Source organism: Alistipes onderdonkii (genome assembly GCF_025145285.1).
GTDB classification, from domain to species: Bacteria; Bacteroidota; Bacteroidia; order Bacteroidales; family Rikenellaceae; genus Alistipes; species Alistipes onderdonkii.
Genome location: NZ_CP102251.1, coordinates 503,806 through 518,595, shown reverse-complemented (window position 1 = coordinate 518,595; position 14,790 = coordinate 503,806). Strand labels below are relative to the sequence as shown.

The 14,790-nt window shown below is 60.3% G+C and carries 13 protein-coding genes; 3 read left to right on the top strand and 10 right to left on the bottom strand.

Annotation, left to right across the window (positions count from 1 at the left end; genetic code table 11):
• Positions 1-187: 187 nt before the first annotated feature.
• Genes NQ559_RS02205 through NQ559_RS02195 form a run of 3 tightly spaced genes read right to left on the bottom strand, consistent with a single transcriptional unit; the run spans position 188 to position 2,618 of the window.
• The gene (locus NQ559_RS02205) at positions 188-775 is read right to left on the bottom strand and encodes a helix-turn-helix transcriptional regulator (protein WP_018695119.1); all 588 of its coding nucleotides are present in this window, start codon (positions 773-775) and stop codon (positions 188-190) included.
• Between the two features lie 4 nt (positions 776-779).
• Complete coding sequence (rlmH, locus tag NQ559_RS02200) at positions 780-1,253, bottom strand: 23S rRNA (pseudouridine(1915)-N(3))-methyltransferase RlmH (protein WP_018695120.1); 474 nt, start codon at positions 1,251-1,253, stop codon at positions 780-782.
• Between the two features lie 3 nt (positions 1,254-1,256).
• Entirely contained in the window at positions 1,257-2,618 is a 1,362-nt protein-coding gene (locus NQ559_RS02195; protein ID WP_018695121.1) for a glycoside hydrolase family 2 TIM barrel-domain containing protein, read from the bottom strand.
• Positions 2,619-2,734: 116 nt separating this feature from the next.
• Between NQ559_RS02195 and asnS the strand changes: the two genes are divergently transcribed.
• From asnS to NQ559_RS02180, 3 genes are all read left to right on the top strand, one after another.
• Entirely contained in the window at positions 2,735-4,123 is a 1,389-nt protein-coding gene (asnS, locus tag NQ559_RS02190) for an asparagine--tRNA ligase (protein WP_018695122.1), read from the top strand.
• Between the two features lie 191 nt (positions 4,124-4,314).
• Positions 4,315-5,736 (top strand): RNA polymerase factor sigma-54, encoded by a 1,422-nt coding sequence (gene rpoN / locus NQ559_RS02185; protein ID WP_018695123.1) that lies wholly within the window; start codon positions 4,315-4,317, stop codon positions 5,734-5,736.
• 126 nt (positions 5,737-5,862) lie between these two features.
• Entirely contained in the window at positions 5,863-6,471 is a 609-nt protein-coding gene (locus NQ559_RS02180; protein WP_032136040.1) for a hypothetical protein, read from the top strand.
• A gap of 161 nt (positions 6,472-6,632) precedes the next feature.
• Here NQ559_RS02180 and gdhA read toward each other — a convergent pair whose 3' ends face one another.
• From gdhA to NQ559_RS02145, 7 genes are all read right to left on the bottom strand, one after another.
• Positions 6,633-7,988 carry an NADP-specific glutamate dehydrogenase gene (gene gdhA, locus NQ559_RS02175; protein ID WP_018695125.1) on the bottom strand — a complete coding sequence of 452 codons (1,356 nt, stop codon included), beginning with the start codon at positions 7,986-7,988 and terminating at the stop codon, positions 6,633-6,635.
• Positions 7,989-8,228: 240 nt separating this feature from the next.
• Positions 8,229-8,864 (bottom strand): DUF4923 family protein, encoded by a 636-nt coding sequence (locus NQ559_RS02170; RefSeq protein WP_018695126.1) that lies wholly within the window; start codon positions 8,862-8,864, stop codon positions 8,229-8,231.
• A gap of 24 nt (positions 8,865-8,888) precedes the next feature.
• The gene (locus tag NQ559_RS02165; protein ID WP_018695127.1) at positions 8,889-10,814 is read right to left on the bottom strand and encodes an NAD(+) synthase; all 1,926 of its coding nucleotides are present in this window, start codon (positions 10,812-10,814) and stop codon (positions 8,889-8,891) included.
• Between the two features lie 12 nt (positions 10,815-10,826).
• The gene (pepT, locus tag NQ559_RS02160; RefSeq protein ID WP_018695128.1) at positions 10,827-12,044 is read right to left on the bottom strand and encodes a peptidase T; all 1,218 of its coding nucleotides are present in this window, start codon (positions 12,042-12,044) and stop codon (positions 10,827-10,829) included.
• 13 nt (positions 12,045-12,057) lie between these two features.
• Positions 12,058-12,360 (bottom strand): hypothetical protein, encoded by a 303-nt coding sequence (locus NQ559_RS02155; RefSeq protein WP_018695129.1) that lies wholly within the window; start codon positions 12,358-12,360, stop codon positions 12,058-12,060.
• Positions 12,361-12,375: 15 nt separating this feature from the next.
• On the bottom strand, positions 12,376-14,382 hold the full coding sequence (locus tag NQ559_RS02150) for an OPT family oligopeptide transporter (protein WP_026318235.1): 2,007 nt from the start codon (positions 14,380-14,382) through the stop codon (positions 12,376-12,378).
• Positions 14,383-14,790, bottom strand: coding sequence for a hypothetical protein (locus NQ559_RS02145; protein ID WP_018695131.1), 408 nt, complete (start codon positions 14,788-14,790; stop codon positions 14,383-14,385).

The following is a 14,790-nucleotide window of genomic DNA, read 5'->3' as shown; positions in this document are numbered from 1 at the left end:
GCATGTCCCGCCGCGGTTCCCGCTGCCGGGAGTGGCGCAGACGAATGCCTTCCCGCAGCAGCCGACAGGAGCGGCAGTAGCAGGAGTGCTATGAACAGTTGTTTGCAGTGCACGATAAGACGTTTAATTCAGCTGCAAAGTAACGGAATTATTTCGGAAGCTGCAATCCTAATTTGTGAGGAGGCGTTCAGAGCTCGTCGACCGCGACATATCCGGCCGTCATGGCGTAGATCGCCAGCCCGGCCACCGAGCGAATGCCCAGCTTTTCCATGATGTTGCGGCGGTGGGAGATGACCGTCGTCAGCCCGATTTGCAGGCGGTCTGCGATCTCCTTGTTCATATAGCCCCGGGCGATGAGGGCCAGTACCTCGGTCTCGCGTCCCGTGAGCTGTACGCCGGCGGGGTAAGCGGCGCCCCCGATGTCGTGTTCGTGGTGGTGCGCCCCGCGGTGCATACGCAGGATATCGCGTACGACGGTCTCTTCGCTGGTGCAGACGTCGATTCTGTGCATGTCCGCATAGGCCGGCTGCGGCTGCCCGTTGCAAAGCAGGATCGTCTTGTGGCGCAGCGGGCGGAAATACGAACTGTGCGTGACGAACAGCTGTGCCGCGACGAAGAAGTGGAAGAACCGTTCCGGGGCTGCCTCCGCGAATGCTTCGAAATCGCCGAAAAGCTCCACGTCGGCCATCGGGATGATCTTTTCCAGGATGGCTTTCAGCCCGACGCCCATCAGGACGTTGGGGGCTACGACGGCTATGGCGGGGCGCTGCTGCATCGGTTTATTCGTGGTGGTAGGGTTCGTTGTTGAGGATGGTGAAGGCCCGGTATATCTGTTCGGCGAAGATCGCCCGCACGATCTGGTGCGAGAAGGTCATGCGCGAGAGCGACAGTTTCGCATCGGCGCGCCTGTAAACCTCGTCCGAGAACCCGTAGGGGCCGCCGATCACCAGTACCAGGCGTTTCACGCCGCTGTTCATCCGTTTCTGAAGCCAGTAGGCGAATTCCACCGAGCGCATCTCCTCGCCCCGCTCGTCGAGCAGTACGACGTAGTCGCCGTCCGTTGTCTGGCGCAGGATGGCCTCGCCTTCGGCCGTACGCTGTTGTTTTACCGTGAGGTTCCTGGTGTTTCGGACGTCGGGCAGGGCCGTGACCGCGAACCTGCAGTAGAAATTCACACGCCGGGCGTACATCTCGACCAGCGCTGCGACCTCCTTCGAATCGGTTTTACCTATGACGATCAGTTCGACGGTCATTGCCTACAAATCCGAATTCCACTCGCCGTCGGCATCCGCACAGATCACCGGGCGCGACTTCTCCACCGACTTGAGCCACTCATAGGCTTTGTACATGTTGTATCCGTTGCCCGATTCGCCGCCCAGCGCGAATGCGATGACGCACGAATGGTTGCGCGAACGGTAGTACATCGCCTTCACGCGTTCGAGGTATTCGTCCGCCAGCGACGGGTCGTTCGACGGCGTGCCGCCGACCTTCCGGTCGTCACGCTTTTCGGGTGCGTTGATGTTGGCGCAGTCGATGACGTAGAGCCCCAGCTCATCGCACAGGTCGTAGAACCACCCCGGCTGCGGATAGTCGGGGCATATCGTATTGTTGCCCTTGGCCTTGAGCGTTTTCAGCTCCGCGAGGGTCGTCTTGCGGTCGGCAGCGGCGTTGTACCCGGCCTTGGCCAGTTTCAGCTCCTTGTCGAAGCGCATGAGGCGCCCGTCGACGAGCTCCGTCTTGCCGAAGCCGATCTTCAGCGGCATGTATTCGCGGTAAGCCCCGTCGCGGCGCGTGAAGAGCATCACCTTGTAGAGCGGCGGGTTCTTGGCGCCCGGCTCCCACCTGTTGGCGTTGGTGCCGTAGATGAAGGGCGTGAAGCACACGGTGTCGGTCGAACGCCCGGGGATCGTGACCTCCTGCATGTTGAACTCGAGCAGCTTGCCCTGCGGCGAGTAGATGTCGTAGCCTACGGTCACGGGTTCGTCGTAGTTGAAACCGTTCTGCGCGACGATCGCCAGCTCCAGCACGCCGAATTTGCGTGTCGAGTCGGGCACGAGCGCGATCTCGAAATCGCGGATCGAACGTTTGGTCTGCGTGTAAAGGTAACAGTTCTCGAAAGCCTTGCGCGAGGCGGGGACGGCGTTGATCCGGTCGGCGGCACTGCGGCGCAACGTCAGCGCGATGGCGTTCTTGCCTTCGCGGATGTAGGGCGTCAATGCGAATTCGGCGGGCGTCGAAGGGTCTTCGACTTCGGCCACCTTGCTGTCGTTGACCGTGAGGGTGTAGGCCGTGCCTATGTTTTCCAGATGCAGGTAGACGACCCCGTCCGTCCACACGTAGGGTATTTCGACCACCTGCCCGACGGCAACCGCGTCGCCCGATGCGGCGAACGGTTCGGGCGTGTAGGCCATATATGCGTCGGCGCCCGCTAAGTTGCGGGCATCGGCGTCATGGCGCTTGTCGTAGGGAATGACCTCCGTGCGGTAAATGCGGCCCCCTTCGACGGGGCGGAGCGCTACCGGGGTTTCGGGCTCGGGGATCAGCAGGTCGTATGCCTCCTGCGCCCGGGTGCCTGCGGCGCAGAGGATGGCCGTCGTCAGCAGTATCGTACGTTTCATGCGTGTGTTCTTAATATAGGTTAGGCAAAGGTACTTTTTTTTTGCCAAATCGCAAATAATGGATATCTTTGTAAGTTCGAAAAAGAGCCGTTAAAGGCATAGATAAAATTGATCATATGAAAACGCAGAGAATCGTAGAAATTCTGAAGTCGGGCGTCGTGGACACCGACATTGTCGTCAAGGGATGGGTGCGCACCAAGCGCGGGAACAAGAATGTGGCGTTCATCGCCCTGAACGACGGATCGTGCGTTGCGAACATACAGGTGGTCGTCGATCTTTCGAAATTCGGCGAAGAAGAGCTCAAACCCATCACTACGGGTGCCTGCATCCGCGTCGACGGACGGCTCGTGGAGTCGCTCGGGTCAGGGCAGCGGGTCGAGGTGCAGGCCGCGAAGATCGAGGTGTACGGCACGGCCGACCCCGAAACCTATCCCCTCCAGAAGAAGGGGCACTCGCTGGAGTTCCTGCGCGAAATCGCCTACCTGCGTCCGCGAACCAATACCTTCGGTGCCGTGTTGCGCATCCGCCACGCCATGGCGTATGCCATCCACGAGTATTTCAACAAACAGGGCTTCTATTATTTCCATACGCCGCTCATCACGGCTTCGGACTGCGAGGGCGCGGGCGCCATGTTCCAGGTGACGACCCTCGACCTGAACGATGTCCCCAAGACCGATGAGGGCAAGGTCGACTATGCGCAGGATTTCTTCGGCAAGTCGTGCAACCTGACCGTCTCGGGCCAGCTCGAAGGCGAACTGGGGGCCCTGTCGCTGGGACGTATCTATACGTTCGGCCCCACGTTCCGCGCCGAGAACTCGAACACCCCGCGCCATGCGTCGGAGTTCTGGATGATCGAGCCCGAGGCTGCCTTCTACGAACTGGAAGACAACATGGAACTGGCCGAGGATTTCCTCAAGTACCTGATCCGGTATGCGCTGGATAACTGTGCCGAAGACCTCGAGTTCATGAACAAGATGTGGGACAAGGGTTTGCTGGAACGTCTGAACTTCGTGCTGCACAACGATTTCAAGCGCCTCGACTACACCGAGGGCGTCGAGATACTGAAGGCTTCGGGCCGCAAGTTCGAATTCCCCTGCGACTGGGGGTGCGACCTGCAGTCCGAGCACGAGCGTTACCTCGTGGAGGAGCATTTCAAGCGCCCGGTCATCCTGATCAACTACCCCAAGGATATCAAGGCCTTCTACATGAAGCAGAACGACGACGGCAAGACGGTACGCGCTATGGACGTATTATTCCCCGGAATCGGCGAAATCATCGGCGGTTCGGAGCGCGAGGCCGATTATGGCAAGCTTCATGCAAGGGTGCAGGAGCTCGGTATGAACGAAAAGGAACTCTGGTGGTATTTGGATACCCGCCGCTGGGGTTCGGCCCCGCACTCCGGCTTCGGCCTGGGCTTCGACCGGTTGCTGCTTTTCGTGACGGGCATGACCAATATCCGTGACGTGCAGCCTTTCCCGCGCACGCCGAAGAACGCCGAGTTTTAAAACCACCTGGGAAGGCTGTTTCGTACCGGCTGCATAACCCGAACTCGAGCATTTTCCTGTCCGGGCTGTGCGGCGCAAGTCCCGAAATCCCGCTTTTCCATACGATTTTCCGGCTGCGGCCGTTTGTGTTGTATACTAACCCCCAAGAAGAAACCAAATTCGGAATCTCTAATTCTTAATTTGGAAAAAGTATGGCTATTAATCAGAAACAGGTACTGTCGCTTCAGCAGAAGCTCTCGCCCCAGCAGATTCAGATGATCAAGTTGCTGGAGCTGCCCACCGTGCAGCTCGAACAGCGTATCAAACAGGAGATCGAAGACAATATCGTGCTGGAGGAAGAGGATCGTGCTGCCGAGGACGAGGAACAGCCCCAGCAGATTTCGGTCGACGAGTATTTGCGTGAAGACGACACCCCTTCCTATAAAAGCCGTATCAATAACTACTCGAAGGACGACAAGCAGCGCCCGGTCTTCCTGACCGAGGGACGGTCGTTGCAGGAGTACCTGATCGAGCAGCTGGGGTTCCGCAACCTTTCCGAGCGCGAGATGAAACTGGCCGTATACCTGGTCGGGAGCATCGACGAGGACGGTTACCTGCGCCGCGACCTGGAGTCCGTGGCCGACGACATCGCCTTCACGGTCGGGATCGAGACCTCGGCCGAGGAGCTGGAGAAACTGCTCGGCATCATCCATGAACTGGAACCCGCCGGCATAGGCGCCCGCAATCTCCAGGAGTGCCTGTTGCTGCAAATGGCGCAGATCCCTGTCAATTCGCGGCCCCGCCGGCTGGCGCGCAAGATACTGACTGCCTATTTCGACGAGTTTGTCAAGAAGCATTACGAAAAACTGATGTCGCGCCTGCAGGTTTCCGAGGACGATTTCCGCGAGGCCATCGCCGAGATCAGGCACCTGTCGCCCAAGCCCGGCAACCTCTATGCCGAGGGCGGAACCGACACGACGCCCTACATCATCCCCGACTTCATCCTCGACTATCAGGACGGGCATTTCCAGCTGTCGCTCAATTCGTATAACGTCCCCGAGGTGCGCGTCAACCGCCGCTATATGGACATGATCCGCGAAATGGTCGGTGCCGACGGCCTTGTCCGCGAGAAGGACAAGGAGGCGATCCAGTTCGTGAAGAACAAGATCGACTCGGCCAAATGGTTCATCTCGGCCATCAAACAGCGCCACGATACGCTTATGCGTACGATGCAGACCATTCTGGACTACCAGCAGGAATATTTCAAGGACGGCGACAAGTCGAAACTGCGGCCGATGATCCTCAAGGACATCGCCGACCGCACGGGGCTGGATGTGTCGACCATCTCGCGCGTGGTGAACAGCAAGTACGTGCAGACGCAGTTCGGCATCATACTTCTGAAGTCGCTCTTCTCGGAGGCGATGCAGACCGACAGCGGCGAGGAGGTGTCGAGTTACGAGATCAAGAATATCCTGCAGGAGTGTATCGACGACGAGGACAAGCGCCATCCGCTGACGGACGAGACGCTGATGGACATCCTCAACGGCAAGGGTTACCGCATCGCCCGGCGCACGGTGGCCAAATACCGCGAGATGCTGGGTATTCCCGTCGCCCGGCTCCGCAAACAGATATAGCGAAGTTTTGACCCGGCGGCTTCGCGTACGCCCTTTTACCGGACGGCCGTGCTGCCGGAAATATGCCTTCCCGCCGGATGGACAATTGCCGGACAGCTGCGGGGCGGGAGGCCGTGATAAATTTGAATGATGTATAAGAAACTTTCGAACGGAATATCGTGGGTGCTGCACCCGTTCCTGCTGCCCCTCTACCTGATCGTCGTGCTGCTGACGCTCACCGTTTTCGCGCATTATCCCGCCAATGTGAAGTTCTACCTGCTGTGGGTTGTCGTGCTCTATGCGATGATCATCCCCCTGCTGGCGTTGGGCGTGCTGCGCTCATTGGGACGCATTTCCGACTTTAAGGTGGACAACCGGCGCGAGCGGCTGCTGCCGCTGCTGGTCGGGGCCGTCTGCTACGTGCTTTGCGCCATCACCATCGCCAAGATCCCGTCGGCGATCTTCCTGCGCAAGTTCATGATCGCCGCGGCGTGCTGCGAAGTGCTCTGCTTCGTCGTGTCGTTCTACTGGAAGATCAGCCTGCACCTTACGGCCATGGGCGCTGCCGTGGCGCTGCTGGTGGTGATGAACGTTGCGGGCGTAGGCAACATGATGGTGCCGCTGATGGTCGCCATTCTCTGTGCGGGTGCACTGGCCTCCGCACGCCTTTACCTGGGCTGCCATAACGGACAGCAGGTGCTTGCGGGTTTCTGCGGCGGCTTTGCCGTCGCGACGCTGGCTGTGCTGTTCCTGTAATCCGTTTTCGGGCCGGATATGCTTCCGATGCGGGTCTCCGCACGAATCCCTCCTCGGCACGATACCCTTCGCACACGGATAATTCGCGCACGGACAATAAAAAATCCCGGGCTTCCTTGCCAGAAGCCCGGGATTTCCCATACTTAATACTTGGCTGCCGGTTATACGCAACCCTGCGCCAGCATGGCGTTGGCGACCTTCATGAAGCCTCCGATGTTGGCTCCGACTACGTAGTTGATGTAGCCGTCGGGCTGGGTGCCGTACTGCACGCATACCGAGTGGATGTTCACCATGATCGAGCGGAGTTTTGCGTCGACCTCTTCGGGCGACCAGGTGATACGCATCGAGTTCTGCGTCATTTCGAGCCCCGAGGTCGCAACGCCGCCGGCATTGGCAGCCTTGCCCGGGGCGAAGAGCAGCTTGTGCTGCTGGAAGATGCGGATGGCATCGGGGGTCGAGGGCATGTTCGCCCCTTCGGCTACGCAGATGCAGCCGTTGTCCACGAGTGCCTGCGCCTGGTCTCCGTTCAGCTCGTTCTGCGTGGCGCACGGCATGGCGATGTCGCACTTCACGCCCCACGGGCGCTCGCCGGGGTAGTACTTGGCCGACGGATAGCGGTCGGCGTACTCCTTGATACGTCCGCGGAAGATATTTTTCAATTCCATTACATATTCCAGTTTTGCCTCGTCGATGCCTTCGGGGTCGTGGATGTAACCCGACGAATCGGAGAGCGTCACGACCTTCGCACCGAGTTGCGTCGCCTTCTGGCAGGCATACTGTGCCACGTTGCCCGATCCCGAGATGCAGACGGTCTTGCCTTTGAACGACTCCTTGCGCGTGGCGAGCATCTCCTGTGCGAAGTAGCAGGTGCCGTAGCCCGTCGCTTCGGGGCGCAGCGGGCTGCCGCCCCAGTCGCGTCCCTTGCCGGTGAGCGTTCCCGTGAATTCGTCGCGCAGGCGCTTGTACTGCCCGAACATGAAGCCTATCTCACGGCCGCCGACGCCGATGTCGCCTGCCGGGACGTCGGTGTCCTGTCCGATGTGGCGCTGCAATTCGGTCATGAACGACTGGCAGAATTTCATCACCTCGTTGTCCGAGCGCCCCTTGGGGTTGAAATCCGAACCGCCCTTGCCGCCGCCCATCGGCAGCGTCGTGAGGCTGTTCTTGAAGGTCTGTTCGAAGGCGAGGAACTTCAGGATCGACAGGTTGACCGAAGGGTGGAAGCGGATGCCGCCCTTGTAGGGGCCGATGGCGCTGTTCATCTGCACGCGGTAGCCGCGGTTGATCTCGATCTCGCCTTTGTCGTTGAGCCAGGGCACACGGAAAATGATGACGCGCTCGGGTTCCGCAATGCGTTCCAGAACTTTCATTTTCTGCAATACGGGGCTCGCCACGATGTGGGGAGCCAGCGATTCGGCGACCTCGCGGACGGCCTGGTGGAATTCCGGCTCATTGGGATTGCGGAGGGTTAGTTGCGCCATGAAATCTTCGACGTACTGATGTGCTTGCTCGTTCATAGTCAATCTGTGTTTAAGGGTTTATGGAATCTGTTCGGTGGTAAAAATAATGTATCTGTTCGAGTTTTGCAAGTTCTTTAAGAAATTGCTAAAATATTTTACTTATGCCGTTTGCGACTTCTGCACCCCATCTGCTTACTGTCCGGGGGAGTGCGGGGAGCGATCGGTAAATATCCGTAATAAAAAATGACAGATCCGCCGTGAATCTGTCATTTAAAAAAAATTATGATTTTTTTTCAACTATTTCGTGTTTTCTGCCGTCCCCTTGCTGAATTCGAATCCGATGTATACGTTCTTGTACTGTTCGAGCAGGGCGACGACGGTCTCCATCGACGAGATTTTGCTGCCGTAGGATTTGATGATCTCGATGAGCTTGCCCACCGGGAAGACCAGTACCATCTTCGTCCCGCTGAGGTAGACGTGCCCCGGAACCTCGCCCAGGTCGAGCTTTTCCTTGCCGAGCTTCTCCTTGGCGAATTTCATCGCGGCTACATGGGTCGAGGGGTCGAACGTATAGGTGCCCGACAATTTGTAATTGCCCATTTGGGTACTGAATGCGCCGTCTTTGCCGAATGTGACCGAACCTGCGCCGGGCTTGATGCCCACCGTTTGGTAGACCTTGTCGAGCTGGCTCTTGACGGTACCTTCGAGCGCCGATCCTCCGAGCTGGCTCAGCAGGTCGTTGCCTTCGAATTTCACGCCCGGAGCGGAGTAGTTCCACGTCCCGACCAGCGCATATTGGGTCAGTTTGCCGCCTGTCGCCTTGTCTGCGGCCTCCGTCGCGGCCTTTTTCAGTGCTTCCTGCCAGTCCTGTGCCGATGCGGCGCCGCCTGCGAGCAGCAGTGCCGCGGCGACGGACAAAAGGGTTTTCTTCATTTGGATTTTATTGGTATTTACGGTTTACAGTGTTTCGAGTTCCTTGAGCCATACGGCTGCCGAGGCGTCCGAAGGCATACGCCAGTCGCCCCGGGGCGACAGGGCCACCGAACCGACCTTCGGGCCGTCGGGCATTGCCGAGCGCTTGAACTGCTGCGAGAAGAAGCGGCGGAAGAATACCTCCAGCCATTTCCGGATCGCAGCATGGTCATAACTTCCGCGGAATGCCTGTTCGGCCAGGAACAGGATCTTCGCCGGACGATAACCTCCGCGGATGAAATTGTAGAGGAAGAAATCGTGCAGCTCGTAAGGGCCTACCAGGTCTTCGGTCTTCTGGCTGATCCTGCCGTCCTTGTCCGCCGGCAGCAATTCCGGGCTGACCGGCGTGTCGATGATGTCGAGCAGCGTGGCGCGGGCCGCCGCATCCGACTCGGTGTCGGCCACCCATTTTACCAGATGGCGCACCAGCGTCTTGGGCACCGAGGCGTTCACGCCGTACATCGACATCTGGTCGCCGTTGTAAGTCGCCCATCCCAGGGCCAGCTCGCTCAGGTCGCCCGTGCCGACCACCAGTCCGCCCTCCATGTTGGCGACATCCATCAGTATCTGCGTGCGTTCGCGTGCCTGGCTGTTCTCGTAGGCCGCCGAGCGGTCTTCGGGGTCGAGCCCTATGTCCCTGAAATGTTGCAGGCAGGCGTCGCGGATCGGGATTTCGCGCACGGTGACGCCCAGGCTGCGCATCAACTCCAGCGCATTGTTGTAGGTGCGATCCGTGGTGCCGAACCCGGGCATCGTGATGCCGATGATCCCCGTGCGGTCGAGTTGCAGCTTGTCGAACGTGCGTACCGCCACGAGCAGAGCCAGCGTCGAGTCGAGCCCGCCCGAGATGCCGACCACGGCCTTTTCGCAGCGCGTGTGTACCAGCCGCTTGGCCAGCCCGTGCGACTGTATCTGGAAGATCTCCTCGCAGCGCTGGCTGCGGTGCGCTTCGTCCTGCGGCACGAACGGCATCGGGTCGATGTCGCGGTCGAGCGCCGCCGCGCGCAGCCCTTCGGGGATTTCCATTTCGATCACGGTGTTCTCCGCCGCGCCTTCATTCACGCGGAACGAGGTGTTCCTGAGGCGTTCGAATTCCAGCCGCTCGATGTCGAGGTCGGCCACCACCAACTGCTCTTCGAGCACGAAACGCTTCGCTTCGCGCAGGATCTTTCCGTTTTCGGCGATGATGCCGTTCCCGGCGAATACCAGGTCGGTCGATGATTCGCCGAAGCCGGCCGAGCAGTAGACATAACCCCCTATCGTGCGTGCTGACTGTTGCGCTACGAGCTGCCGCAGGTAGGCGTGCTTGCCGACGGCCTCGGGCGATGCCGAGAGGTTGAAGATCACCTTCGCGCCGCTGAGTGCCATGTGCGACGAGGGCGGCACTGCCGTCCAGAGGTCTTCGCACAGTTCCACGCCGAACTCCGTGCCGTTGACCTCGAACGTGAGGCCTGCGCCGAAATCCGCAGCCTGCCCCGCGACGGGGATCGTCTCTTCGGAGATGCCTGCGCCCGATGCGAACCAGCGGTTCTCGTAGAATTCCGTATAGTCGGGGATATAGGTTTTGGGGACGACGCCCAGTATGCGCCCTTGCGTGAAGACCACGGCGCAGTTGTAGAGCGTCTGAGCGTGGCGCAGCGGGGCTCCCGCGATGAGCGTCAGCGGCAACTTGCGCGTGTCGCGTACCAGCCTTGCTAACGCCTCGTCGGCCGCGTCGAGCAGTGCGGGTTGCAGCAGCAGGTCGCCGCAGGTGTAGGCCGTCAGGGCCAACTCGGGGAACGCGACGATCTCCACGCCCCGCTGTGCCGCCTCGTCGGCCATAGCGGCCATGCGCTCCGCATTGAAATCGCAGTCGCCGACCCGTACGTGCGGCACGGCTGCCGCCACTTTCAGAAAACCGAAGCTATCCATATATACGTTATGTTATTCCGCCCACAACTGCGCCAGGTTCAGGATCACCTGCTCTGCCTTGTGCATCGTGGTGAGCGAGCAATATTCGAATTTGCCGTGGAAGTTCATGCCCCCCGTGAAGAGGTTGGGGCAGGGCAGCCCCATGAACGACAGGCGTGCGCCGTCCGTACCGCCGCGTATGGGGCGTACGATCGGGTTCACGCCGGCCATTTCCATGGCCTTGAGCGCCTTGTCGATCACCTGCGGGTGCGGCTCGACCATCTTGCGCATGTTGAAATACTGGTCTTTGAGCGTCAGGGTCAGCACCCCGTCGCCGTATTTCTTCTTCAAAAGGTCGACGCAGGCCCACATGAATACCTTTTTCTGCTCGAATTTCTCCGCATCGTGGTCGCGGATGATATAGCTGACCGAGGCTTTCTCGACCGTGCCGTTCAGCCCTACGCAGTGGTAGAACCCTTCGTATCCTTCGGTGTACTGCGGACGTTCGGCGGCCGGCAGCAGCCCTTGCAGTTCGCACGCCACGTCGAGCGCATTGACCATCTTGTTCTTGGCGTATCCCGGGTGGACGTTGCGTCCCTGAATGTCGATTTTGGCGCTTGCGGCGTTGAAGTTCTCGTATTCCAGCTCACCCTCCATGCCGCCGTCGACCGTGTAGGCGAAGTCGGCGCCGAAGGCCCTGACGTCGAAGAAATCGACCCCGCGGCCCACCTCCTCGTCGGGCGTGAAGCCGATGCGGATTTTGCCGTGTTTGATCTCGGGGTGTGCGAGCAGGTACTCGGCGGCGGTCATGATTTCCGCCACGCCCGCCTTGTCGTCGGCACCCAGCAGCGTCGTGCCGTCGGTATGGATCAGCGTGTGCCCCTTGAAGAACTCCAGCTCGGGGAAATCCGCGACCCGCATCGTCAGCTGGCCGTTCAGTGCGATGTCGCAGCCGTCGTACTCCTCGATGACGCGGGGTTTGACGTCCTTGCCGCTCATGTCGGGCGAGGTGTCCACATGGGCGATGAACCCGATCACCGGGGCATTCTCGCAACCCGGCGTCGCAGGGACGGTGCCCATCACGTAACCGTACTGATCCATCGAGACCTCGGTCATGCCCAATGCCTCCATTTCGTCGCGCAGGGCGGCCAGCAGTACTTTCTGTTTTTCGGTCGAAGGGAACGTCGTGCTCTCCTCCGACGACTGGGTGTCGTAGGAGACGTATTTCAGGAATCTTTCTTTGAGGTTCATGGTGTTGTGTTGTTTATGGGGTTACTATTGTGGCTGTCGAGCCGTTGACGATTGCTATGGAATGCGTGCCGTCGGGGTTTACCACGACCGACGTGTTGCCGCACGGGGACATGACGACCGCATGCCCTCCGTCGGGCGTGACGGCGACGGCGGGGTAGGAAGAGCCGGTGACGGATATGCTCGTCCCCGCCCTGCTCTGCCGTTGCGGGTTGCCGGCTGCTGCCGGGTTCTCCATACCGTTTCGCTGCACGACGGCCAGCGAGGCGCAGCCCTGCAGCAATGCCGCGGCGGCGAGGAGTATGATTCCGTTTTTCATGCGGTGCTGTGTTTCCTATTCTTCTTTCCTGGCCCGGAGCGTGTGCCATGCGAAATAGCCGATCAGTACGAGGTACATCGCCAGCCCCGTCCACTCGGCGGCGTTCGAGGCCGCCCAGCCGCTCAGGAACCAGTCCACCTCGGCGAATTTCAAGAGGGCGCTCACCACGCCCATCAGCGCGCCGCCGGCGATGAAGCCCGAGGCGATGAGCGTTCCGCGGTCGAAACGCGCCTTGTTGAGCCCCTCGTCCTTCGAGCGGTTCGATACGAACCATGCCACCAGGCCGCCCACGACCAGCGGTGCGTTCAGCTCCATCGGGATGAACATGCCCAGCGCGAATGCGAGGGCCGGGACACCGATCGAGGTCAGCACCAGCGCCAGTGCCGCGCCGCAGAAGTAGAGCATCCACGGGGTCTGCCCGCCCGTCATCAGGGGTTGTATCACGGCGGCCATGGCGTTGGCCTGCGGGGCTACGAGGGCGCCTTCGCCCACGAACCCGTACGATTTGTTGAGGATGATCATCACCCCGGCTACGGTCGCCGCAGCAACGAACGTGCCGAGGAATTTCCAGGCCTCCTGCTTGCGGGGCGTCGTGCCGAGCCAGTAACCGATCTTCAGGTCGGTGATGAACCCTCCGGCCATCGAGAGCGCCGTGCAGACCACGCCGCCGATGATCAGCGCCGCCGTCATGCCCGTCGTGCCGCTCAGCCCGACGCTCACCAATACCAGCGACGAGAGGATCAGCGTCATCAGCGTCATGCCCGACACGGGGTTCGTGCCGACGATGGCGATGGCGTTGGCCGCCACGGTCGTGAAGAGGAACGAGATGACGAAGACGATCAGGATGGCCGTGACGGATTGTACCCAGCCGTCCAGCAGCCCGAAGTGGAAGAATACGAAGACCGAGATGAGCGTGGCGATCAGGATCGTGAGGATCCGCTTCATCGTCAGGTCGCGCTGCGTGCGTTCTACCGCAGCCGGGGCAGTTTTGTTGCCCCCCCCCAATTCCGATACGGCCAGCCCTACGGCCTGGCGGATGATCTTCGATTGCTTGACGATGCCGATGATGCCCGCCATGGCGATGCCTCCGATGCCGAGCGGTTTGCCGATGAAGGCGAAGAGGTTTTCGGCCGTGAAGATGCTGCCGGGGTCGGCGAGGATGTCGGCGCGCGTCACGCCCAGCAGCGAGGCCAGCGCCGCGGGGTCGATCGTGTCGGCCAGCGACCCTACGAGCGGTACGACGAGGAACCACACCAGGCACGAACCCGCCGTGATGATCATGGCGTATTTCAATCCGATGATGTAGCCCAGGCCCAATACGGCGGCCGACGTGTTGAGCGAGAATACCACCTTGAACTTGTCGGCTGCCACCTGTCCCCACGCACAGATGCGCGTCGATACCGACTCCGTCCACATGCCGAACGTGCCTACCGCGAAGTCGTAGAGGCCGCCTATGAGACCCGCCACGGCCAGCAGTTTGGCCTGGTTGCCGCCCTTCTCGCCCGAGATCAGCACCTCGGTCGTGGCCGTAGCCTCGGGGAAGGGGTATTTCCCGTGCATCTCCTTGACGAAATATTTGCGGAACGGGATCAGCAGCACGATGCCCAGCAGCCCGCCGAAGAGCGACGAGAGAAACACCTGGTAAAATGCCGCGTCGAGCCCGAGGATGTAGAGCGCCGGGAGGGTGAAGATGGCACCCGCGACGATCACGCCCGACGAGGCGCCGATCGACTGGATGATGACGTTCTGTCCCAGCATGTTCCTCTTACCCATCACGTTGCCCATGCCGACGGCGATGATGGCGATCGGGATCGCCGCTTCGAATACCTGCCCGACCTTCAGGCCGAGGAAGGCCGCGGCGGCCGAGAAGACGATGGCCATGACGATACCCATCGTGACCGAGTAGGGCGTCACCTCCCTGGGCGACGACGAGGCGGGCATGATGGGCGTGTACTCTTCGCCCGGTTTGAGTTCTCGGTAAGCGTTCTCGGGCAATGACGTAAGTTGTTTTTCCTGTTCCATTTATTGAGGTTCTTTGATGTACTTGTCCAGGTCTTTGAGAATGTAGTAGCGGTTCAGCGACGCCGGGGCTTTCTTTGCGTCGAGATAACTGTATATCGCGCCGACGGCAGCCGCGAGGCGCAGCCGTTCCGCGTGCTGCTCCGATGCGGCCACCATGTCGAAGAGCAGTTCGGCGAACTTGTCCAGTTCCTGGTCGCCGAACCCGTATTCGTCCGTAAGCCGGCCGATGAAATCCGCCTCATCCAGCAACGTGTCGATGTCGATGTCCAGTTTCTCGGCCAGCTCCGTCTTGGCCGTCGTCCGTATCTGCTCCGGGGAGGCCGATTGTCTCATCAGCCCGATTTTGGCCATCAGGGCGGCGATCAGCTCCCCGATCCTGTTGATCTCCCGTAAGATATAATCTTCCAT

Coding starts and splice junctions, on each gene's coding strand:
- NQ559_RS02155 (WP_018695129.1), bottom strand. CDS start 12,360: ATGAAAAACGGAATCATACTCCTCGCCGCCGCGGCATTGCTGCAGGGC.
- NQ559_RS02145 (WP_018695131.1), bottom strand. CDS start 14,790: ATGGAAGATTATATCTTACGGGAGATCAACAGGATCGGGGAGCTGATC.
- NQ559_RS02180 (WP_032136040.1), top strand. CDS start 5,863: ATGATGTATAAGAAACTTTCGAACGGAATATCGTGGGTGCTGCACCCG.
- rlmH (WP_018695120.1), bottom strand. CDS start 1,253: ATGACCGTCGAACTGATCGTCATAGGTAAAACCGATTCGAAGGAGGTC.
- pepT (WP_018695128.1), bottom strand. CDS start 12,044: ATGAACCTCAAAGAAAGATTCCTGAAATACGTCTCCTACGACACCCAG.
- NQ559_RS02150 (WP_026318235.1), bottom strand. CDS start 14,382: ATGGAACAGGAAAAACAACTTACGTCATTGCCCGAGAACGCTTACCGA.
- NQ559_RS02165 (WP_018695127.1), bottom strand. CDS start 10,814: ATGGATAGCTTCGGTTTTCTGAAAGTGGCGGCAGCCGTGCCGCACGTA.
- NQ559_RS02170 (WP_018695126.1), bottom strand. CDS start 8,864: ATGAAGAAAACCCTTTTGTCCGTCGCCGCGGCACTGCTGCTCGCAGGC.
- NQ559_RS02195 (WP_018695121.1), bottom strand. CDS start 2,618: ATGAAACGTACGATACTGCTGACGACGGCCATCCTCTGCGCCGCAGGC.
- asnS (WP_018695122.1), top strand. CDS start 2,735: ATGAAAACGCAGAGAATCGTAGAAATTCTGAAGTCGGGCGTCGTGGAC.
- gdhA (WP_018695125.1), bottom strand. CDS start 7,988: ATGAACGAGCAAGCACATCAGTACGTCGAAGATTTCATGGCGCAACTA.
- rpoN (WP_018695123.1), top strand. CDS start 4,315: ATGGCTATTAATCAGAAACAGGTACTGTCGCTTCAGCAGAAGCTCTCG.
- NQ559_RS02205 (WP_018695119.1), bottom strand. CDS start 775: ATGCAGCAGCGCCCCGCCATAGCCGTCGTAGCCCCCAACGTCCTGATG.